Source organism: Streptomyces poriferorum, assembly GCF_019399235.1.
Lineage (GTDB): Bacteria > Actinomycetota > Actinomycetes > Streptomycetales > Streptomycetaceae > Streptomyces > Streptomyces poriferorum.
This window is the reverse complement of the sequence record NZ_JAELVH010000099.1, coordinates 1-20,929: the sequence shown is the minus strand read 5'-3', so window position 1 is coordinate 20,929 and position 20,929 is coordinate 1. Positions and strand designations below refer to the sequence as shown.

The window sequence follows — 20,929 nt, the reverse complement described above, 5'->3', positions numbered from 1 at the left end:
CACGGGGCTTTTCTGCGTTCTGCAGACGCTTCGGACACCCCTGTGTACGTGCCGGCCATGGCTGAGGGTAGGGTCAGGGGGCATCATTGGCACGTTCCTCACAGGAGGCCCCCGGGTGGAGGTCCAGGAGACTCGCGTTCAGACGAACCGGGTACTCACCATCCCCAACATCCTCAGCATGGCTCGCCTCGTTGGCGTACCCGTCTTCCTGTGGCTGATTCTCCGCCCCGAGTTCGGCGGCCCTCAGAGTGACGGCTGGGCGCTGCTGGTGCTGATGTTCAGCGGTGTGAGTGACTACCTCGACGGTAAGCTCGCGCGTCGCTGGAACCAGATCAGCAGCCTCGGACGGCTGCTTGACCCGGCTGCCGACCGTCTCTACATTCTTTCCACGCTCGTCGGCCTGACCTGGCGGGAGATCCTTCCGCTGTGGCTCACCGCCGCACTCCTCGCCCGTGAACTCATGCTTCTCGTGATGGTGGGAATCCTGCGCCGTCACGGCTATCCGCCGCCCCAGGTGAACTTCCTGGGGAAGGCGGCTACGTTCAACCTGATGTACGCATTTCCCTTGTTGCTGCTCAGTGACGGAAGTGGTTGGCTGGCATCGCTGGCCACTATTTTCGGATGGGCGTTCGCAGGATGGGGTACAACGCTCTACTGGTGGGCAGGGATCCTCTACGTGGTTCAGGTCCGCTGGCTGGTCAAGGCGGATGCAGTAGCCGATTGAGCTCGTTGATGTGGTGCCGCGCAACGTGGCCGGCCCGCGGCTGATGACACAGATGCTGCCCCGACGGGCGAAGTCGGCTAGACCGTCGTCTCTTCAAGGAGGACGTTTCCGACATGAAGGCCGTCGTGATGGCAGGTGGTGAAGGCACTCGCCTTCGCCCCATGACCTCAAGTATGCCCAAGCCGCTCCTGCCCGTAGCCAATCGGCCGATCATGGAGCATGTGCTTCGCCTGCTCAAACGGCACGGGCTCAATGAGACGGTCGTGACCGTCCAATTCCTTGCCTCGCTGGTGAAGAACTACTTCGGAGACGGCGAAGAGCTCGGGATGGAGCTCAGCTATGCAAACGAGGAGAAACCGCTCGGTACCGCGGGCAGTGTGAAGAACGCCGAAGAGGCGTTGAAGGACGACACCTTCCTCGTGATTTCCGGTGACGCGCTCACCGACTTCGACCTCACCGACCTCATCGCCTTCCACAAGGAAAAGGGCGGACTGGTCACGGTCTGTCTCACCCGCGTGCCGAATCCCCTCGAATTCGGTATCACCATCGTGGACGAAGCGGGTCAGGTCGAACGCTTCCTCGAGAAGCCGACCTGGGGCCAGGTGTTCTCGGACACCGTCAACACGGGCATCTATGTCATGGAGCCCGAGGTCTTCAACTACGTCGAGGCCGATGTCTCCGTCGACTGGTCGGGCGATGTCTTCCCGCAGCTCATGAAGGAAGGGAAGCCCATCTACGGCTATGTCGCCGAGGGCTACTGGGAGGACGTCGGCACGCACGAGAGCTACGTGAAGGCCCAGGCGGACGTCCTCGAACGCAAGGTCGACGTCGAGATCGACGGCTTCGAGATCTCCCCGGGCGTATGGGTGGCCGAAGGCGCCGATGTGCACCCCGACGCGGTACTGCGGGGGCCCCTGTACATCGGTGACTACGCCAAGGTCGAGGCCGGGGTGGAGATCCGCGAGCACACGGTCATCGGGTCGAACGTCGTCGTGAAGAGCGGCGCCTTCCTCCACAAGGCCGTGGTGCACGACAACGTGTACATCGGTGATCACAGCAACCTGCGCGGCTGCGTGATCGGCAAGAACACCGACATCATGCGTGCCGCCCGGATCGAGGACGGCGCGGTCATCGGCGACGAATGCCTGGTCGGCGAGGAATCGATCATCCAGGGCAACGTCCGCGTGTACCCGTTCAAGACCATCGAGGCCGGCGCGTTCGTCAACACCTCTGTGATCTGGGAGTCGCGCGGACAGGCCCACCTCTTCGGCGCGCGAGGCGTTTCGGGAATCCTGAACGTCGAGATCACGCCCGAGCTGGCGGTGAGGCTCGCCGGTGCGTACGCGACGACGCTCAAGAAGGGCTCCACGGTCACCACCGCACGTGACCACTCCCGTGGCGCCCGGGCGCTGAAGCGCGCGGTCATCTCGGCCCTTCAGGCCAGTGCCATCGATGTCCGGGACCTCGAGAACGTTCCGCTGCCCGTGGCCCGCCAGCAGACCGCACGCGGCAGCGCCGGCGGCATCATGATCCGCACCTCGCCGGGTGTGCCCGACTCCGTCGACATCATGTTCTTCGACGAACGGGGAGCGGACCTCTCCCAGGCGCGGCAGCGCAAGCTGGACCGGGTCTACGCCCGGCAGGAATACCGCCGTGCCTTCCCCGGTGAGATCGGTGACCTCCACTTCCCGTCCAGCGTGTTCGACTCGTACACAGGATCCCTCCTGCGGAACGTGGACACCGCGGGGATCTCCGACGCCGGGCTCAAGGTGGTCGTCGACGCTTCCAACGGCAGCGCGGGGCTGGTCCTGCCCAGTCTGCTGGGACGGCTCGGTGTGGATGCGCTGACCATCAACCCCGGACTCGACGAGTCCAGGCCGACCGAGTCGGCCGAGACCCGGCGGTCCGGGCTGGTGCGGCTCGGGGAGATCGTCTCCTCGGCGAGGGCGGCGTTCGGCGTCCGGTTCGACCCGGTCGGTGAACGGCTCTCGCTGGTCGACGAGCGGGGCCGGATCGTGGAGGACGACCGGGCCCTGCTGGTCATGCTCGACCTCGTGGCCGCGGAGCGTCGTAGCGGCCGGGTGGCGCTGCCCGTGACCACGACCCGTGTGGCCGAGCAGGTCGCCGCGTACCACGGCACCCAGGTGGAGTGGACGATGACCTCGCCCGACGACCTGACGAGGGTGGCGCGCGAGGAAGGCACCATCTTCGGTGGAGACGGACGTGGCGGCTTCATCGTTCCCGAGTTCAGCAGCGTCTTCGACGGCTCCGCCGCGTTCGTCCGCCTCATCGGACTGGTGGCCAGGACGCAGCTCACACTCAGCCAGATCGACGCACGGATCCCGCGCGCCCATGTGCTGCGGCGCGATCTGGCGACCCCGTGGGCCGTCAAGGGACTGGTGATGCGCCGGGTGGTCGAGGCGGCGGGGGACCGCAATGTCGACACGACGGATGGTGTACGGGTGGTCGAGGCGGACGGGCGCTGGGTGATGGTGCTGCCGGACCGGGCCGAAGCCGTCACCCATCTGTGGGCGGAAGGGCCGGACGACGCCTCTGCCCAGGCGCTCCTGGACGAATGGTCCGCGATCGTCGACAGCGCAGGTCAGTGAGGTGGCCGGAGGCCGGAGCGGGCGACAGGCGCCGCCCCGGCCTCCGGACGCTGCCCGGCTTTCACGGTGCGGCTGAGGGATCCACCCGGCCGCTTCCCACGCAACGGTGGGGCCATTCGGCGGTAGCCGCCGCGACATGCGACGATGTGCGGCATGTCGCAGCAGCCCCCCGATCGGAGTACCACTTCGCCGCCGCCGCGCCCCGACGCGTCCATGTCGCTGCTGACCAATGTGATGGACCACAGCCTGGACGACGGATATGCCGAGGCGGCGGCCCGTCGCAAGGCGGACGGGCGTACGGGGATGCCCCGGACCGTCAAGGCGAAGCTCGGCTTCGCGGCGTGCCTGGTGCTGGCGGCCCTGGTCGTCACGCTCGGTGCCGCGCAGGCGCGGGTCGCCGCGCCGGTTCTGGCCAAGGAGCGCGAGGAACTCATCGACCGGATCGACGGGGAGACGTCCGCGGCCGACACCCTTGAGGCGCAGGTTGAGGAGATCCGCGACGACGTGAGCAGGCGCCAGCGCAAGGCCCTGGAGGAGCACGGCGGTGACCAGGCCGAACTGGTCGCCCTGCTCTCCGGGGCGACACCGGTGCAGGGTCCCGGGGTGAAGCTCGTCGTCGACGACGCGAAGGACACCGACCAGGGCGGTGGCGGACCGCGCGAGAGCAGCGGTTTCTCCGACACGGGGCGGGTCCGCGACCGGGACATGCAGCGGGTCGTCAACGGCCTGTGGCAGTCCGGTGCCGAAGCGATCGCCATCAACGGACAGCGTCTGACGGCCCTGTCGGCGATCCGCGCAGCGGGCGACGCCATACTGGTCGACAACAAGCCGCTGGTGCCGCCCTACACGGTGCTGGCGGTGGGGGACGGGAAGAAGCTCGGCGCCGCTTTCCAGGACAGTGCCGACGGCCAGTACCTGCAGGCGCTCAAGGACACCTTCGACATCCGGACCAGCATCTCCGTCCAGGACAAGGTGAGCCTTCCGGCCGCGCCGAGCCTGATCGTACGGACAGCAGAGCCTTACAAGGCCGCAGACACCGGCAGTGGTGCGGCAGACGCAGGGAAGGGCACATCGTGATCGCCGTACTGGGCCTCGTCGTGGGAGTCGTGGTCGGACTGTTGGTCCGGCCCGAAGTGCCGGCGGTGGTCGAGCCCTACCTCCCGATCGCGGTGGTTGCCGCTCTCGACGCCGTCTTCGGTGGCCTGCGGGCCATGCTCGACGGGATCTTCGTGGACAAGGTCTTCGTGGTCTCGTTCCTCTCGAACGTGGTCGTGGCCGCACTGATCGTCTTCCTGGGCGACAAGCTGGGCGTCGGTGCGCAGCTCTCCACCGGCGTGGTCGTCGTCCTCGGCATCCGGATCTTCTCCAACGCCGCCGCGATCCGCCGGCACGTCTTCCGGGCGTGACGCGGATGAGTAACGACGCATTCGACGCGGAACACGACGAGCACGGCGGGCAGGCCGAGCCGGCTCCCGAGGAGCAGACCGGGCGCCAGCGGCTGATCGCGGGAATCTGGCCGCCCCGGGTCACCCGGGCGCAACTCATCGTCGCGGTACTGCTGTTCGTCCTCGGCCTGGGGCTTGCCATCCAGGTGCGGTCGAACAGCGACAACAGTGCGTTGCGCGGCGCCCGTCAGGAGGACCTGGTCCGCATCCTCGACGAGGTGGACGACCGTACGCAGCGGCTGGAGGACGAGAAGCAGCGCCTCGTCGACCAGCGCACCGAGCTGGAGAACAGCTCCGACCAGGCGGAAGAGGCGCGGAAGCAGACGGTCGAGAAGGAGCGCCAACTCGGCATCCTCGCGGGTACGGTGGCGGTGCACGGCCCCGGAATCACCCTCTCGATCAGTGACCCCGCCGACGCGGTGCAGGCCGACATGCTGCTCGACACCCTCCAGGAGCTCCGGGCGGCCGGCGCCGAGGCCATCGAGATCAACGGCGTGCGCGTGGTGGCCAATACGTACTTCTCCGGAGACGGAGGGGCCGTGAAGGTCGACGGTCGCAAGATCACCGCACCGTACGTCTTCACGGTCATCGGCAAGCCGCAGGATCTGGAGCCGGCGCTGAACATCCCCGGCGGTGTGGTGCAGACGCTGGAGAAGGAGCAGGCCACCGTGCACGTGGCACGGTCCGACGACATCGTCATCGACGCCTTGCGACCGGCGGAGCGGCCTGACTACTCTCGGTCGTCGACCCAGTGAACCCGGGACGTATGAGTGCCGGGGGACTCGGGCAGGAGGTTGCGGGGGGTCGCCGCATCGTAATGGCGGTGCGTGGTGGAAACTGTCGAGTGGATACGGACGTTGTGAAGATGTCCGGGTCGGCAGGTGTGTTCATTCAGGGTTCGTCCTGCCCCACGGGCGGGTCTGTTTCGGTCAAGGGGAATCGCCCGTGAAGTTGTTTGGGAAGTTGTTCGGCAAGAGCGCTCGCGATGAAGCCGCACGCCATCGCGCACCGCGCCATGGCCAGACCGAGGAGCAGGGCGGCGAGCGCCCGCTCTTCCGCGATCAGGTGACAGGTGCGGGGGGTGACAATTCGGGTGGTTCCGGCGCGTCGTCTGTTGACCCTGCCGGTCCCGGCCGCATAGGTTTCGGAGAACCGTCAACCTCAAGTACGGGTGGAGGGTTCGCCCCGAGGCAGGAGGCTTCGTCCATGCCGGTCTGTACGAGGTGCGGGCACCGCAATGCCGAGGCCAGCCGGTTCTGTTCCAACTGCGGCGCGCCGCTGCGCGGCGGTGTTCCCGAGCGGGCCTCGGAGACGACGTCGACCATCTCCATCTCGGGCCTCGAGGCCTACGAGGCGGAGGCCACCGGTCAGACGTCGGTACCGTCGCTCTCGCCCGAGGCACAGGCAGCCGTGGACGCCCTGCCGCTCGGCTCGGCGCTCCTGGTGGTGCGACGGGGGCCGAACTCCGGCAGCCGCTTCCTCCTGGACAGCGAGCTGACCACGGCCGGCCGCCACCCGCAGAGCGACATCTTCCTCGACGACGTGACGGTTTCGCGTCGTCACGTGGAGTTCCGCCGGAGCGCCGACGGCAGCTTCACCGTGGGGGATGTGGGCAGCCTCAACGGCACCTACGTCAATCGTGAGCGCATCGACTCCGTCGCGCTGTCCAACGGCGACGAAGTGCAGATCGGCAAGTACCGGCTGGTCTTCTACGCAAGCCAGCGCGGCATCTGACCCGGCCCCCCGGCTCCGTCGGGGGGAACCCCAGGAAGGTCCATGCTGAGAACACCGACGGGCGGTGCCGGACACGGCACCGCCACCGCCGACGACCGCCCGATGAGCATCGGCACGGTGCTCCTGCAGCTGCGGGACGAATTCCCCGAAGTCACCATCTCCAAGATCCGCTTCCTGGAGGCCGAGGGGCTCGTCGAGCCGCAGCGGACCCCTTCCGGCTACCGGAAGTTCCGTCCTGACGACGTCGAGCGGCTCGCTCAGGTCCTCCGGATGCAGCGGGACCACTATCTTCCGCTGAGGGTCATCCGGGAGCACCTGGACGCCCTGGCCCGGGGCGAGCAGGTGAACCTGCCGGCTCCGGGCGGTGAGCCCGATACGGCCGACCGGAGCTGGAGCGGCGCGCCCGGCCCGGCCACCGCTGCCCGTATCGGCCGTGCCGAGCTTCTCGCGGCCGCGGAGGTGACCGAGAGCGACCTCGATGCCTGGGAGTCGTACGGTCTGGTCGCGCCGTCGCCGGGTGGCGGCTACGACGCCGCGACGGTCACCATTGCCAGGCTTGTGGCGGATCTGGGGCGATTCGGTCTCGAACCGCGTCATCTGCGCGCGATGCGAGGGGCCGCCGACCGGGAGGCCGGGCTGATCGAGCAGGTCGTCGCACCCCTGCGCCGGCACCGGAATCCGCAGACCAGGGCACATGCCGAGGCCACCGCGAAGGAACTGGCCGAGCTGTCCGTGCGGCTGCACTCGGCCCTCGTCCAGAGCGCTCTGCGGATCCGTCTCCACTGATCGAGATGGGGGCCCGACTACCCAAACCTGCCGAGCACGTCCTAGGGTTGCTGTGTGAACGAGCTCGACGTTGTGGGTGTCCGGGTGGAAATGCCCTCCAACCAACCGATCGTGCTCCTGCGTGAAGTGGGAGGCGACCGGTACCTCCCCATTTGGATCGGTCCTGGTGAGGCGACCGCGATCGCCTTCGCCCAGCAGGGCATGGCTCCGGCCAGGCCGCTGACCCATGATCTCTTCAAGGATGTGCTCGAGGCCGTCGGCCAGGAGCTCACCGAGGTCCGGATCACGGATCTGCGCGAAGGGGTCTTCTACGCGGAGCTGGTCTTCGCCAGTGGAGTCGAAGTGAGCGCGCGGCCTTCCGACGCGATAGCGCTCGCCCTGCGCACCGGCACGCCGATCTACGGCAGTGACGGGGTACTCGACGATGCGGGAATCGCGATTCCCGACGAGCAGGAGGACGAGGTGGAGAAGTTCCGCGAGTTCCTCGACCAGATCTCGCCGGAGGACTTCGGTACGAACAGTCAGTGACGTCCCAAGGGGTTCCGCCAGCGCATCCGACAAGCCTTTCCCGGTCGTGAGTCACGGGAAACCACCCTCAGGGTGATTATCACTCGGCGTGCCGAGTGTGGCGATCGTTGACGCACCCCGGGCGACTGCCTACCTTCGAGTGGGCAGGTCAAGGACGGAGGTCGGCGTGAGCAGCAGCGGCGACGGTACGGCAGTGGGTGGGTCGTATCCGCAGCAGGGGAGTACAGCCGGCCACACCATCAGGCAACCGGCTGCGCCGGATGCGGTGGCGGGGGACGGCGTGAAATCGGCCGGCGAGATCGGTTACCGAGGGCCGACGGCATGCGCGGCGGCGGGGATCACCTACCGGCAGCTCGACTACTGGGCCCGCACGGGCCTGGTGGAGCCGAGCGTCCGCCCGGCCTACGGGTCGGGCACACAGCGGCTCTACAGCTTCCGGGACGTCGTCCTGCTGAAGATCGTGAAGCGCTTCCTCGACACCGGGGTCGCCCTTCAGAACATCCGCACCACGGTGCAGCACCTACGGGCCCGCGGCTTCCAGGATCTCGAGCGCATGACGCTGATGAGTGACGGGGCGACCGTGTACGAGTGCTCCTCGCCCGCGGAGGTCGTCGAGCTGCTCCAAGGGGGGCAGGGGGTCTTCGGCATCGCCGTCGGGGTGGTGTGGCGAGACGTGGACGCCGCGCTCTCACAGCTGCACGGTGAGCGTGTGGACACCGGCGAGACGCTGATCGGCAACAACCCCACCGACGAGCTGGCCCGCCGCCGCAACCGGGCGGGCTGACCGGGTGGGAGGGCGGCCGCGCCCCGGGAAACCGGGGTGCGCCGGCCCCTGTGACAGGGCGACTGTCAGTGCCGTAGGGCACCATCGATTGATGTGAGAGCCGCGGCCACCATCCTGCATCTGGACATGGATGCCTTCTACGCGTCCGCCGAGCAGGCGGCGAAGCCGAGCCTGCGTGGCAAGCCGGTCGTGGTGGGCGGCCTCGGCCCCCGGGGAGTCGTCGCCACCGCCTCCTACGAGGCACGTCGTTTCGGGGTGCATTCGGCGATGCCGATGGCGCAGGCCAGACGGCTGGCACCGAACGCGGCCTATCTGGTGCCGCGCTTCACGCTCTACCGGACGGTGAGCGACCAGGTCATGGAGCTGCTGGGCCGCCTCTCACCTCTGGTGGAGCCACTCAGCCTCGACGAGGCCTTCGTGGACCTGGAGGCGGGCGGGACGGCGGACGACACGGCCTCGGCCATGGAGATCGGCCAGCAGCTGCGAGGGGCGATCGAGGCGGTCACGGGGCTCAGCGGTTCCGTCGGCCTCGCGGGCTCCAAGATGCTGGCGAAGATCGCCTCCGAGGAGGCGAAACCCAACGGGATCCTGCTGATAGAGCCGGGCACGGAGCGGGCGCTGCTCGCACCCATGCCGGTGCGTACCCTGCCCGGCGTCGGCCCCGCCACCGCGGACCATCTGCGCCGTGCCGGCATGACCACGGTCAACGACCTCGCCGAGGCGGGCGAGGCGGAGCTCGTACGGCTGCTGGGCAAGGCGCACGGCAGCTCCCTGCACCGCATGGCGTCCGGATACGACGACCGGCCGGTGGTCGCCGAGCGCGATGCCAAATCGGTCTCCGTCGAGGACACCTTCGACACGGATCTCCACGACCGGGTCCGGGTGCGGACCGAGGTGGAGCGACTGGCCGACCGCTGCGTCCACCGGCTGAGGGCCGCCGGGCGGTCAGGACGGACGGTGGTGCTGAAAGTGCGGCGTTACGACTTCTCGACCCTCACCCGCTCCGAGACGCTCCGCGGCCCCACGGACGACCCCTCGGTCGTCAGAGAGGCCGCTGCGCGGCTCCTGGAGGCGGTGGACACGACCGGGGGCGTCCGCCTGCTCGGCGTCGGTGTCACCGGCCTCGCCGACTTCACCCAGGAGGATCTGTTCGCCCAGGCAGCCGGTGAGCGGATGGCCGCCGAGCTCCCGGACAGTGCGGAGCCGGGCGGGCACGCGGCCGCGGAGGACGGGGGGCCGGAGAGCGAGGAACCCGCACACGAGAGCCCGGAGCAGCTCGCCGCGCGGCGCTGGCCGGCCGGGCACGACGTACGTCACGAGACCTACGGGCACGGCTGGGTGCAGGGGAGCGGGGTCGGGCGGGTGACGGTGCGGTTCGAGGAACCGGAATCGGCGCCCGGCCGGGTCCGCACGTTCCGTATCGATGATCCGGAACTGCAGCCGGCCGATCCGCTGCCGCTCGTGCGGAACCCGGTGGACTACTCGTCCTGGCCGGCCAGCTTGCCGAAGTCACGGTCCGGAGCGCTCTCGGCGGGCGCCACCGAGTCCAGACCGTAGTGCCGGTAGAGCTGGAGTTCCTGGTCCGGCGAGAGATGGCGGCCGACCCCGAAGTCGGGTGCGTCCTTGATCAGGGCGCGGTCGAAGGGGATGCGCAGCGTGTCCTCGACGAATTCGCTGGGCTCCAGCGGGACGAAGGCGTCCCGGCTGAACAGTCCGGTGCGAACGGCCGCCCATTCGGGCACCCCCGTCGCGTCGTCGAGGTACACCTCGTCCACGGTTCCGATCTTGGTGCCCTTGCGGTCGAACGCCTTGCGGCCGATCAGGCTGCGCGGATCGATGTCGGTCTGCACGGTCCCTCCCACTGGTCGTGGCTACTCCACAGGCACTACAGAAGTGCACAACCGTGGCGTCGGCCACTCGAGATTTCCCTCGCATACCCCGCTGGTAGGCTGGCCATGGCTGCTGACCCCGTGCGGGAGAGTCCTCCGGAAGAAAACCGGAGGGCGCCGAAGGAGCAAATCCTCCCCGGAATCTCTCAGGCCCCCGTACCGCACGGACGAGGTCACTCTGGAAAGCAGGGCGGGTTCCGCACGGCCACGGCCGGGCCGGAATCCTTCCTCACCGACGGTGAAAGCCGGTGCGCCCCGTGGGCACCGGTGAAGCTCTCAGGTTGAGATGACAGAGGGGGAGGCCGTTCGGGCACCCCGCGCCGTGGTGCCCCTCGCAGGTCGTGACAGACCAGGAGGCCTCCATCATGACCCCCCGTCGCACTTCGCTCTCCCAGCTGGAACAGGGAATCCCGTTCGAGCAGCGCCACATCGGGCCCGATGCCGAGGCACAGGCGAAGATGCTCGCCCAGGTCGGTTACGGCTCGCTCGACGAGCTCACCGCCGCCGCGGTGCCCGATGTGATCAGGAGCGCCGAGGCCCTGAACCTGCCGGCCGCCCGGACCGAGGCCGAGGTCCTCGCCGAGCTGCGCCTGCTCGCCGACCGCAACCAGGTCCTGGCCCCGATGATCGGGCTGGGCTACTACGGCACGTTCACCCCGCCGGTGATCCTCCGCAACGTGATGGAGAACCCCGCCTGGTACACGGCCTACACGCCGTACCAGCCCGAGATCTCCCAGGGCCGGCTCGAAGCCCTCCTGAACTTCCAGACGATGGTCGCCGAGCTCACCGGGCTGCCCACCTCCGGCGCCTCGCTGCTCGACGAGGGCACCGCCGCGGCCGAGGCCATGGCACTGGCCCGGCGCGTCGGCAAGGTCAAGAACGGCGTCTTCCTGGTCGACGCGGACACCCTCCCGCAGACCGTCGCCGTCATCGAGACCCGCGCCGAGCCGACCGGCGTCGAGGTCGTCGTCGCCGACCTCACCGACGGCATCCCCGCCGAGCTCGCCGAACGCGGAGTCTTCGGCGTGCTGCTGCAGTACCCCGGCGCCTCCGGAGCCGTTCGGGACATCAAGCCCGTCATCGAGCAGGCCCACGAGCTCGGCGCGATCGTCACCGTGGCCGCCGATCTGCTCGCCCTCACCCTGCTCACGTCCCCCGGAGACCTGGGCGCGGACATCGCCGTCGGCACCACGCAGCGCTTCGGCGTGCCGATGGGCTTCGGCGGACCGCACGCCGGCTTCATGGCGGTGCGCGAGAAGTTCGCGCGCAGCCTCCCGGGCCGTCTCGTCGGTGTCTCCGTGGACGCGGACGGCAACAAGGCGTACCGGCTGGCCCTGCAGACCCGCGAGCAGCACATCCGCCGGGAGAAGGCGACCAGCAACATCTGCACCGCGCAGGTTCTGCTCGCCGTGATGGCCGGCATGTACGCCGTCTACCACGGTCCCGACGGGCTCCGGACGATCGCCCGGCGCACCCACCGCTACGCGGCCATCCTGGCTGAGGGACTGCGGGCCGCCGGTGTCGACGTGGTGACCGGTGTCCACTTCGACACGCTCACCGTCCGGGTTCCGGGCAAGGCCTCCGCGGTCGTCGCCGACGCCCGTGAGCGTGGTGTGAACCTGCGGCTCGTCGACGGCGACCTGGTCTCCCTCGCCTGCGACGAGACCACGACCCGCGCACAGGTCGCGGCCGTCTGGGCGGCCTTCGGCGCCGAGGGCGACATCGAGGCGCTGGACGCCACGACCGCCGACGCGCTGCCCGAGGGGCTGCTGCGCACCGACGCGTTCCTGAGCCACCCGGTCTTCCACCAGCACCGCTCGGAGACCGCGATGCTGCGCTACCTGCGCAAGCTCGCCGACCGTGACTACGCGCTGGACCGGGGCATGATCCCGCTCGGCTCCTGCACCATGAAGCTCAACGCGACCGCCGAGATGGAGTCGATCACCTGGCCCGAGTTCGGCGCGCTGCACCCGTTCGCACCGGCCGAGCAGGCCGAGGGTTTCTTGACGCTCATCCGTGAGCTGGAGGAGCGCCTGGCCGAGGTCACTGGCTACGACGCGGTGTCCATCCAGCCGAACGCGGGCTCGCAGGGCGAGTTCGCGGGGCTCCTGGCCGTGCGCGCGTACCACCGTGCCAACGGCGACGAGGGCCGGACCGTGTGTCTGATCCCGTCCTCCGCGCACGGAACCAACGCGGCGAGCGCCGTGATGGCCGGGATGAAGGTTGTCGTGGTGAAGACCGCCGACGACGGCGAGGTCGACATCGAGGACCTCCGCGCCAAGATCGCGCAGTACCGCGACGAGCTCGCCGTGCTGATGATCACCTATCCGTCCACGCACGGCGTCTTCGAGGAGCACGTCGCCGACATCTGCGCCGAGGTGCACGACGCCGGCGGTCAGGTGTACGTCGACGGCGCGAACCTCAACGCGCTGGTGGGCCTCGCCAAGCCGGGCCACTTCGGCGGCGACGTCTCGCATCTGAACCTGCACAAGACCTTCTGCATCCCGCACGGCGGTGGCGGTCCCGGTGTCGGTCCCGTCGGTGTGCGCGCGCACCTGGCGCCGTACCTCCCGAACCACCCGCTGCAGCCCGCCGCCGGTCCGGAGACCGGTGTCGGACCGATCTCGGCCGCTCCGTGGGGCTCGGCCGGCATCCTGCCGATCTCGTGGGCGTACGTACGCCTGATGGGTGGCGAGGGCCTGAAGCGGGCGACGCAGGTCGCCGTACTCGCGGCCAACTACATCGCCAAGCGGCTGGAGCCGCACTACCCGATCCTGTACAACGGCCCGGCGGGACTGGTCGCGCACGAGTGCATCGTGGATCTGCGGCCCATCTCCAAGGCGACCGGCGTCAGCATCGACGATGTCGCCAAGCGCCTCATCGACTATGGCTTCCACTCGCCGACCATGTCGTTCCCCGTCGCGGGCACGCTCATGATCGAGCCGACCGAGAGCGAGGACCTCGCGGAGCTGGACCGGTTCTGCGACACCATGATCGCCATTCGCGGCGAGATCGAGAAGGTCGCCTCGGGCGAATGGAGCGCGGACGACAACCCGCTGGGCAACGCCCCGCACACCGCGGCCGCGCTGGGCGGTGAGTGGGAGCACGGCTACAGCCGCGAGGTGGCCGTCTTCCCGGCCGGGGTCTCGGCCGCCGACAAGTACTGGCCGCCGGTGCGCCGGATCGACGGCGCGTTCGGTGACCGCAACCTTGTCTGCTCCTGCCCGCCGCTGGAGGAGTACGACAACTGACGCCGATCACAGGGCGTGACGCGGAAACACGTGGGGGCCGGTGCGGAGAACTCTCCGGGCCGGCCCCTCTTCCGTACGGCCGCTCAGGCCGCCTTCACCACCCGGCCTGTTCCCAGCGGCCGGTGCGGGGCGATGATCTGCCCGTCCGGGAGCAGCTCACCGGTGTCCTCGAAGAGCAGGACGCCGTTGCACAGCAGGCTCCAGCCCTGTTCCGGGTGGTGCGCCACAAGACGGGCGGCTTCCCGGTCGGCGGAGTCGGCTGTCGGGCAGGCTGGCTGGTGCTGACACATGGCTGGGTTCTTTCGCTGCGTAGAGTTGAGTGTCCTGCGGCTTGAAGAGCTGTTCATGGCCGCCCCCCGTATCGATCGGTCCGGTCCCAGTGTTGCCCCACGGGCGTCGATCCGCAGGGATTTCGCAGCAGCGCTTCCACTCCTCTCAGGACGCGTCACCCGCCCGGACGGTTCAACGCAACTGCACTGTCACTTCGGGTGGTTCGGGGTGACCGGATGGGGCTAGTCCGGATGGGCAGGAGTGGCCCCCCACTTGATGGCGCTGTGCCCCGCCACCGGATCCGGTGGCGGGGCACAGCGCCATCAAGTGGGGGGAGCCGGGCTCAGGCGGGAGAGCCGAGCAGGGGGCCGGGGCCGGGTGCGATACGGGTGGTGATCACGGGGAGCAGATCAGCGACCCGGTGCGGACGGTGTGCCGCGATACCCGGCGGGGCGGGAGCCAGCGGTACCAGCAGATCGGACGGTGCGGGGGACCCGCCGGACGGGTCGGCCTCGGTGTCCCCGTGCAGCCACAGCGCCAGCATGTAGAGCTCGGGAATGGACAGCAGCCGCGGCTGGTACGGCGTCGCCGCCGCTTCCGCGTGGCGCAGGGCGAGTTCGGTCGAGGCGATGTAGGGACCTTCGAAGAAGTGCGAGAAGGCCCAGCCGTCAGGAGTGAGCATCGTCTCCGCCGCGGCGACGGCACGCTCCGTGCTGCGGATCAGGAAGCGCCATCCGGCGAGCCGGGTCGTGGGCGCCGGCCCGTCCCGGCCGATGCGGTCCAGTACATGGACGGGGAGCGGGTGTTCGGGGCTCAGCGGTCCCTGGACGGACCGCAGTGCGGGGGTGCGGGCCTCGCGGACCGCGGTCGGTGAACCGAGCGCCGCGAGAACGCTGCGCAGAGCGGGCGCGGGAGCCGGGGGTACATGCAGCGGCATAGTGGGTCGCCTCTCACTTCGGAGACACGGTGGAGCGTGGGCGGGTGCAGACGGCGCTGTCGGCGTGCGGGGCCAGAGGAGGCCGGTGACTGGGCCGGTGCGTCAACTCTCTGCCTCGTCCGCGGAGTTTATACGACACGTGTTCACGCGGTGTTTCCACTAGCCGCCACGGCTATTGCCGACAAGGCGGTATCCGGACTCAATTATGCGGAGATTATGCAGATTCGGTGTGAGCGGCGCAGCCACCGCCTCGGGTTTTTCCCGCGCCGCGGTAGGCTGAAACGTGTCGGTGCATTCCCTGCGTGTCGTCCAGGGAATCTGCGCACTGCGTCATGCCGAGTGAATGTGCCCGGGGCCTCAGTCATCAGATTAGCGGGTACGCGGCGTCCGCGGGGCGTTATGGATCTCGATGTCTGGGCATTATCGACCGTGACGCGAGCGGCCTGGGCCGCGGGCCGCCCACTCGAGGAGGGACACTTCGATGGGGGAGAAGGTCGTTGCGGGCGCCTTTGACCTGTCCGACCGGCAGAAGTACCGGAGGAAGCTCCATCAGTGCCTGGAGGGGCTGGGGAGGCTCCTGGCGGAGGGGAGGTTCGACCGGCCGCGCAACCTCATGGGCATGGAGATCGAACTGAATCTGGCCGGTGCCGACGGTATGCCGAAGATGCTGAATGGACAGGTACTGGACCGCATAGCCAGCCGTGATTTTCAGACGGAACTGGGGATGTTCAATCTCGAAGTGAACATAGTTCCACATAATCTTTCAGGCCGTGTTCTCGATCAACTGGCCGAAGAGTTGCGAACGGGTCTTGGATATGCGGACCGGAAGGCTGCCGAGGTTGATGCCGGGATCATGATGATCGGAATACTTCCCACCCTCGGACGCGAGGACATGGTCCGGTCCAACCTCTCCGACGGCGACCGCTACGCGCTGCTGAACGATCAAATGGTGGCGGCGCGAGGCGAGGATTTCGCCCTGGATATCGAGGGTGTGGAGCGACTGCTCTGCACCTCGGGGTCGATCACTCCGGAGGCCGCCTGCACCTCGGTGCAGCTCCATCTCCAGGTGACCCCGGAACGCTTCGCCGACGTGTGGAACGCGGCCCAGGCCGTCGCGGCGGTCCAGGTGGCCCTGGGAGCCAACTCCCCCTTCCTGTTCGGCCGGGAACTGTGGAGGGAGTCGCGGCCGCCGCTCTTCCAGCAGGCCACGGACACCAGGCCGCCGGAACTCCAGAACCAGGGGGTGCGGCCGAGGACCTGGTTCGGCGAGCGGTGGGTCGACTCGGCCTACGAGCTCTTCGAGGAGAACCTCCGCTACTTTCCCCCGCTGCTGCCGATCTGCGACGAGGAGGATCCCCTGCGGGTCCTCGACGACGGCGGCGTGCCGGGGCTCCGGGAACTCGTCCTGCACAACGGCACGGTCTACCGGTGGAACCGGCCGGTCTACGGGCTGGCGGACGGCGTACCGCACCTGAGGGTGGAGAACCGGGTGCTTCCCGCGGGACCGACCGTCGCCGATGTGATCGCCAACACCGCGCTCTACTACGGACTCGTACGGGCACTCGCGGAGGAATCCCGGCCGGTGTGGACCCGGATGCCCTTCAGCGCCGCGGCCGAGAACTTCGAGACCGCCTGCCGCCAGGGCATCGGCGCCGAGCTGCTCTGGCCCAGGCCCGGCCGCTCCGGCGGACTGACCCGGGTTCCGGCCGTCAAGCTCGTGCGGGACGAGCTGCTGCCCCTGGCCGCCGCGGGCCTCGACGCCTGGAACATCGAGCCCGCGGACCGGGACCACTACCTCGGGATCATCGAGGAGCGCTGCAGGCGGCGGACGAACGGTGCATCCTGGCAGGCCGACACCTATCACCGGGCGAGGGAGGCGGGGCTGGGGCGGGCCGAGGCGCTCGCCGCCATGACCCGGAGGTACGCCGAACTGATGCAGGCCGGCGAGCCCGTCCACACCTGGCCGGTGGACCTCCCCGCACGGTGAGGCGGGGCCGGGCCGGGGCCGTCGGTCCGCCCCGGGCCCGTGGTGGAACACGGATCCCGCGACCCCGGCCGCCCCCGGCCTCTGACCTGTGCGCGTGCGGTGCGGGCGCTACTCCCCGGCGCCGCCACCGCTCTGCCCCGCGGTCATGACGGCCTGCAGGATCACCGCCTGGATCTCCGCCGGGTCGCTGACCTGATAGCCGCCGCCACCGGTCACCTTCGCTATCTCGTTCACCTCTTCGCGGTCGGCGTCGGGGCCGACCGCGATGCCGAGAAGCGGGACCGGGCGATCCGGGTCGGTGATCTTCTTGAGTTCGGCGATCAGGGCGGACCGGGAGATGGAGCGGTCGTCCTGGTTCGAGCCGTCGGTGAGGATCACGACGGCGTTGAACTTGCCCTTCACGTACGTACGCTGCGCCTCCTTGTAGGCGGCCAGCGCGGTGTCGTAGAGGCCCGTGGCCCCGTCGGGTACGGGCTTCAGCGAGGCGAACGCAGCGGCGAGCCTGTCGCGGTGCGTGCCCCCGCCCTTGGCCGCGTCGCCGAGTCGGCTGGTCTCCACCAGCCGGCGGTAGTCCTTGTCGCCGTCGAGCGTGGTGGCGAACTCCCAGAGGCCGATCTCGTCGTTCGGCGTGAACTGGTTGAGAGCCTGGATCAGGGACGCCTTGGTGACGTCCATCCGCGACTGGTTGCGGCCCGGCACGATCGTGGCCATCGACCCCGAGGCGTCGACGACCGTGGTGAGCCGTGCGCTCTGGACGGTGATCGTCCACATGCCGAGCGTCTCCTGCAGCGTCTCGTCCGAGGGGGCGGCCCCTGGCGATGTGGCGTACGGCTGGGGAGACTTGCCGCCGGCCGAGGCGACCAGCGTCTCGTCCGCTGTGCCGTCGACGGTCCGGAAGCCGTGCTCCTGCAGGGTGCGCTGGGAGGCGTCCTCGGACAGCAGCGTCATGAAGCGCAGCGCGGCCCGGCTCTCGTCCGTCGTCTGTTCGTCCTCGTTGACGAGGGTGAACGGGTAGTCGAGGAGCGGAGCGCCGTCCTTCGGGTAGAGGAGGTCGAGCTTGCTTCCGTCCGTCGACTCGGCGTTGTGGGCGAACGCGGCCTGCTCGGAGAGCAGCACCGCCTGGTTCCGGGCCGGATTTCCCTGTTCCGCACCGGAACCGTCCTGGGGCAGCGTCTCCACGACCTGGGTGTCGCCGTCCGACATCCGCTGGGCGAGCAGCTTGGCCGTGGCCGCGGCCCTGGTGTCGCTGTCCCCGCCCAGTTTGTCGGAGGAGATCCCGATGCTCGTGAGCGCCAGCAGGCCCGTGGCGCTGCGTGCGGGGTCGGCCGAGCCCAGACGTACCTTGTCGGACTCCATGGCAGCGGCCGTGAGTTCGGCCCAGGAGTACTTCTTCTCGGGCCAGCCGAGGCTCTTGGCCGCGGAGGGCACCATGGCGAGCGTGACGGGTGACGAGGCGACGGAGTCGCCCGGGGTGATCGGGATGGCGTCTCCCAGGCCCTTGGCCCGGTTCAGCCAGAGGTCGGAGTCGGGTAGCCACATCTGGTAATCCGGTGCCCGGGTGCCGCGGGCGAGGGCGTCCGCGACCTTGTACGAGTCGCGGGCCACCACGTCCACGTCCACGCAGTGGCCGTCGGATCTCAGATTGTCCTTGCGTGCCTTGTCGGCGACGGCACGCACGGCGGGGGCGATGTCCGGCGAGGTCATCATGGACAGGTGCACGGCGGTGTCCTCGCAGGACTTCGAGAACGACAGCAGGCCGCCCTGTGCCGCGACCGCCGTTCCCGCCGCCACGGCGAGAACGAGCATGGTGGCGATGGCTACGGTACGACGGCGGCGCGGTGGACGGTCCCCGCTTCCATCCGTGGCGTAGTCGTCCGGCAAGCTGTGACGTCCCATGTCGGTGGTGCCCCTCCTTGAGGATGAACAAGGAAAAGGGGGACCACACCATCGGCAATGGTGCTCGTCCCCCGGCCTGTCGCGCATGATCTTCGTACCTGCATTCGAGACCCTAGCGGGGCGCGGGGCGGCATGGGACGTGAATGCACAACTGAGGGCAGGTGTACAGGTGGAGGCGGGGCGTGTGGCTGATTCTTTTCCCCAGGAGGCCGTGTCACGACGGATCTTGCGGTCCGAAACGGTGTTGGTTCTGGCTCTCTCGCTGGGGGCCAGCGGGGTGTCTGCCCTGATCAGTTTTGTCGGATCCCTGACGAAACCAGGGGGTTTGAAGGATCAGGCGGCGACGCTCAACAGCTCCTACGCGCCGGGGCGCCCATGGCTGGATCTCGCCTGGCAGCTCTTCGGCATCACGACGGCGCTGGTGCCGGTCGCTCTGGTGGCGCATCTGCTGATCAGGGAGGGGACGGGGCTGCGCGCCATCGGCTTCGACCGGACGAGGCCGTGGCCGGACATCGGGCGCGGGACGTTGGTGGCGGCGGGGATCGGCAGTGCGGGGCTGGCCTTCTATCTGGTCGCCCGCACAGCCGGATTCAACCTCACGGTCGTCCCCGAGTCGCTGCCCGACGTGTGGTGGAAGTTCCCCGTGCTCATCCTGTCGGCGATCCAGAACTCCGTGGTGGAGGAGGTGATCGTCGTCGGGTATCTGCTGCGCCGGCTGGGGCAGTTGGGGTGGACCCCGATGGCCGCGCTGGTGGCGAGTTCGGTCCTGCGCGGCTCGTACCACCTGTACCAGGGCATCGGCGGCTTCATCGGCAACATGGTGATGGGCGTCGTCTTCGTGCTGCTGTACCGCCGCTGGCAGCGCGTGGGGCCGCTGGTCGCCGCGCATGCCCTGCTCGACATCGGTGCGTTCGTCGGTTACGCGCTGCTCGCCGGGAAGGTCGGCTGGCTGCCGACCCCGTGAGGCCGTGGCGGACGCGTGGGGTGAGGGGGCGCGCGGGACGGCCCGCACGCCCCCTCGTGTCGTCCGCCGCCGTCACAGGGTGACGAGCAGCTCGCCGTCCACGACCGTCACGGCACGGCCCGTCAGCAGGGTGCGGTCGCCGCGCAGGGACGTGCGGACCAGGCCCGATCGGGCGGACGCCTGGAGGCCGGTCAGTTCGTCGCGGCCGAGCCGGGCCGACCAGAACGGCGCGAGGGCGGTGTGGGCGCTGCCCGTCACCGGGTCCTCGTCGATGCCCACGGCGGGGAAGAAGCCGCGGGACACGAAGTCGTAGCCGCGGTCCGGTGAGGCGGCGGCCGCCGTCGCGATGACACCGCGCCGCGAGTGGGCGGTCAGCGCCGCGAAGTCCGGTGAGAGGCCCCGTACGGTCGCCTCGTCGGCCAGTTCCACGAGGAGATCGCCGATGTGCGGTCCCGTGTCGTGCACGGATACGGGCTCCGCGCCGAGGGCGGCGGCCAGTCCGGCCGGCGGGGCTTCGGGGGTCAGGGGAGCGGTCGGAAAATCGAGTGCGATCGAGCCGTCCGGGTCCGTGGTCGAGGTGAGGACCCCGCACCGGGCGGCGAAGCGCACCGTGCCGCTCGCGGTCGAGGTGGTGTGCAGGACGTGGGCCGTCGCGAGGGTGGCGTGGCCGCACATGTCGACCTCGGTGGACGGGGTGAACCAGCGCAGCGCCCAGTCCGCGTCGCCGCCCGGCGGCAGGGGATGGGCGAACGCGGTCTCGGAGAGGTTCAGCTCCGAGGCGATCTGCTGGAGGCGGCTGTCATCGGGGAAGCCCTCCGGGCCCAGGAGCAGGACGCCTGCGGGGTTGCCGGAGAAGGGGCGGTCGGTGAACGCGTCGACGATACGAATCCTCATGGTGCGACGGTAGGGGCGGGACGAAGCCGCGGGCCAAGGCCAATTCCGGGTCGGCGGCTCGGAATGAGCTGCCGTTGCGGTGGACGCTCTGCCAGGCCGCTCCGTCGGGACCTGAGCCAGGGGCGCGCGGACACCGCGATGCCGCAGACATGTGTCGGACACGTCGCGAGAAGTGCGGGCCAGGCGTCGCGTGCCGGACGAGGCGAAACACGCCCTAGTTGTATTGCCCTG

The 20,929-nt window shown here is 69.2% G+C and carries 18 protein-coding genes and 1 riboswitch; of the genes, 13 read left to right on the top strand and 5 right to left on the bottom strand.

Going from position 1 to position 20,929, the window contains the following annotated elements:
• The first annotated feature begins 115 nt into the window (after positions 1-115).
• From clsA to JGS39_RS18625, 10 genes are all read left to right on the top strand, one after another.
• Complete coding sequence (gene clsA, locus JGS39_RS18670; protein WP_219570302.1) at positions 116-724, top strand: cardiolipin synthase ClsA; 609 nt, start codon at positions 116-118, stop codon at positions 722-724.
• Positions 725-837: 113 nt separating this feature from the next.
• Positions 838-3,333: a mannose-1-phosphate guanyltransferase gene (locus JGS39_RS18665; RefSeq protein ID WP_219570301.1), complete on the top strand. Its 2,496-nt coding sequence runs from the start codon at positions 838-840 to the stop codon at positions 3,331-3,333.
• Positions 3,334-3,486: 153 nt separating this feature from the next.
• On the top strand, positions 3,487-4,410 hold the full coding sequence (locus JGS39_RS18660; RefSeq protein ID WP_219570300.1) for a DUF881 domain-containing protein: 924 nt from the start codon (positions 3,487-3,489) through the stop codon (positions 4,408-4,410).
• A complete protein-coding gene (locus tag JGS39_RS18655; protein WP_003970459.1) occupies positions 4,407-4,739 on the top strand; it encodes a small basic family protein in 333 nt (110 codons plus the stop codon). The genes JGS39_RS18660 and JGS39_RS18655 overlap by 4 nt, the downstream gene beginning before the upstream one ends.
• A gap of 5 nt (positions 4,740-4,744) precedes the next feature.
• The gene (locus tag JGS39_RS18650; protein WP_219570299.1) at positions 4,745-5,533 is read left to right on the top strand and encodes a DUF881 domain-containing protein; all 789 of its coding nucleotides are present in this window, start codon (positions 4,745-4,747) and stop codon (positions 5,531-5,533) included.
• 190 nt (positions 5,534-5,723) lie between these two features.
• Positions 5,724-6,512 (top strand): FHA domain-containing protein, encoded by a 789-nt coding sequence (locus tag JGS39_RS18645; protein ID WP_148015114.1) that lies wholly within the window; start codon positions 5,724-5,726, stop codon positions 6,510-6,512.
• A gap of 42 nt (positions 6,513-6,554) precedes the next feature.
• The gene (ftsR, locus tag JGS39_RS18640; RefSeq protein ID WP_219570298.1) at positions 6,555-7,298 is read left to right on the top strand and encodes a transcriptional regulator FtsR; all 744 of its coding nucleotides are present in this window, start codon (positions 6,555-6,557) and stop codon (positions 7,296-7,298) included.
• A gap of 54 nt (positions 7,299-7,352) precedes the next feature.
• On the top strand, positions 7,353-7,826 hold the full coding sequence (locus JGS39_RS18635) for a bifunctional nuclease family protein (RefSeq protein ID WP_006123076.1): 474 nt from the start codon (positions 7,353-7,355) through the stop codon (positions 7,824-7,826).
• A gap of 166 nt (positions 7,827-7,992) precedes the next feature.
• Positions 7,993-8,610, top strand: a complete 618-nt coding sequence (locus JGS39_RS18630; RefSeq protein WP_219570297.1) for a MerR family transcriptional regulator — start codon at positions 7,993-7,995, stop codon at positions 8,608-8,610.
• A gap of 93 nt (positions 8,611-8,703) precedes the next feature.
• Positions 8,704-10,167, top strand: a complete 1,464-nt coding sequence (locus JGS39_RS18625; RefSeq protein WP_219570296.1) for a DNA polymerase IV — start codon at positions 8,704-8,706, stop codon at positions 10,165-10,167.
• Here JGS39_RS18625 and JGS39_RS18620 read toward each other — a convergent pair.
• On the bottom strand, positions 10,089-10,460 hold the full coding sequence (locus JGS39_RS18620) for a PRC-barrel domain-containing protein (RefSeq protein ID WP_219570295.1): 372 nt from the start codon (positions 10,458-10,460) through the stop codon (positions 10,089-10,091). The genes JGS39_RS18625 and JGS39_RS18620 overlap by 79 nt on opposite strands.
• 113 nt (positions 10,461-10,573) lie before the next feature.
• A riboswitch (glycine riboswitch) is annotated at positions 10,574-10,671 on the top strand.
• Between the two features lie 193 nt (positions 10,672-10,864).
• Between JGS39_RS18620 and gcvP the strand changes: the two genes are divergently transcribed.
• Positions 10,865-13,750, top strand: a complete 2,886-nt coding sequence (gcvP, locus tag JGS39_RS18615; protein WP_219570294.1) for an aminomethyl-transferring glycine dehydrogenase — start codon at positions 10,865-10,867, stop codon at positions 13,748-13,750.
• An 83-nt stretch (positions 13,751-13,833) separates the two neighbouring features.
• Here the strand turns inward: gcvP and JGS39_RS18610 are convergent, their stop codons facing one another.
• Both JGS39_RS18610 and JGS39_RS18605 read right to left on the bottom strand, forming a co-directional pair.
• On the bottom strand, positions 13,834-14,040 hold the full coding sequence (locus JGS39_RS18610) for a DUF5999 family protein (RefSeq protein WP_148015119.1): 207 nt from the start codon (positions 14,038-14,040) through the stop codon (positions 13,834-13,836).
• Between the two features lie 323 nt (positions 14,041-14,363).
• Positions 14,364-14,957, bottom strand: coding sequence for a hypothetical protein (locus JGS39_RS18605; RefSeq protein WP_219570293.1), 594 nt, complete (start codon positions 14,955-14,957; stop codon positions 14,364-14,366).
• A gap of 481 nt (positions 14,958-15,438) precedes the next feature.
• Between JGS39_RS18605 and JGS39_RS18600 the strand changes: the two genes are divergently transcribed.
• Positions 15,439-16,944, top strand: a complete 1,506-nt coding sequence (locus JGS39_RS18600) for a glutamate-cysteine ligase family protein (protein WP_219570292.1) — start codon at positions 15,439-15,441, stop codon at positions 16,942-16,944.
• A 108-nt stretch (positions 16,945-17,052) separates the two neighbouring features.
• On the opposite strand, the gene JGS39_RS18595 is transcribed toward JGS39_RS18600, so the two are convergent.
• Positions 17,053-18,840, bottom strand: coding sequence for a substrate-binding and VWA domain-containing protein (locus JGS39_RS18595; protein ID WP_219570291.1), 1,788 nt, complete (start codon positions 18,838-18,840; stop codon positions 17,053-17,055).
• 184 nt (positions 18,841-19,024) lie between these two features.
• Here JGS39_RS18595 and JGS39_RS18590 point away from each other — a divergent pair, with 184 nt between their 5' ends.
• The gene (locus JGS39_RS18590) at positions 19,025-19,804 is read left to right on the top strand and encodes a CPBP family intramembrane glutamic endopeptidase (protein ID WP_219570290.1); all 780 of its coding nucleotides are present in this window, start codon (positions 19,025-19,027) and stop codon (positions 19,802-19,804) included.
• A 72-nt stretch (positions 19,805-19,876) separates the two neighbouring features.
• Here JGS39_RS18590 and JGS39_RS18585 read toward each other — a convergent pair whose 3' ends face one another.
• A complete protein-coding gene (locus JGS39_RS18585) occupies positions 19,877-20,698 on the bottom strand; it encodes a PhzF family phenazine biosynthesis protein (RefSeq protein WP_219570289.1) in 822 nt (273 codons plus the stop codon).
• Positions 20,699-20,929 lie beyond the last annotated feature (231 nt).

Bases quoted from the DNA above. Each gene is read 5' to 3' on its own strand.
- JGS39_RS18605 (WP_219570293.1), bottom strand. From the start codon at position 14,957: ATGCCGCTGCATGTACCCCCGGCTCCCGCGCCCGCTCTGCGCAGCGTT.
- JGS39_RS18595 (WP_219570291.1), bottom strand. From the start codon at position 18,840: ATGGGACGTCACAGCTTGCCGGACGACTACGCCACGGATGGAAGCGGG.
- gcvP (WP_219570294.1), top strand. From the start codon at position 10,865: ATGACCCCCCGTCGCACTTCGCTCTCCCAGCTGGAACAGGGAATCCCG.
- JGS39_RS18600 (WP_219570292.1), top strand. From the start codon at position 15,439: ATGGGGGAGAAGGTCGTTGCGGGCGCCTTTGACCTGTCCGACCGGCAG.
- JGS39_RS18660 (WP_219570300.1), top strand. From the start codon at position 3,487: ATGTCGCAGCAGCCCCCCGATCGGAGTACCACTTCGCCGCCGCCGCGC.
- JGS39_RS18610 (WP_148015119.1), bottom strand. From the start codon at position 14,040: ATGTGTCAGCACCAGCCAGCCTGCCCGACAGCCGACTCCGCCGACCGG.
- JGS39_RS18585 (WP_219570289.1), bottom strand. From the start codon at position 20,698: ATGAGGATTCGTATCGTCGACGCGTTCACCGACCGCCCCTTCTCCGGC.
- JGS39_RS18665 (WP_219570301.1), top strand. From the start codon at position 838: ATGAAGGCCGTCGTGATGGCAGGTGGTGAAGGCACTCGCCTTCGCCCC.
- JGS39_RS18650 (WP_219570299.1), top strand. From the start codon at position 4,745: ATGAGTAACGACGCATTCGACGCGGAACACGACGAGCACGGCGGGCAG.
- ftsR (WP_219570298.1), top strand. From the start codon at position 6,555: ATGCTGAGAACACCGACGGGCGGTGCCGGACACGGCACCGCCACCGCC.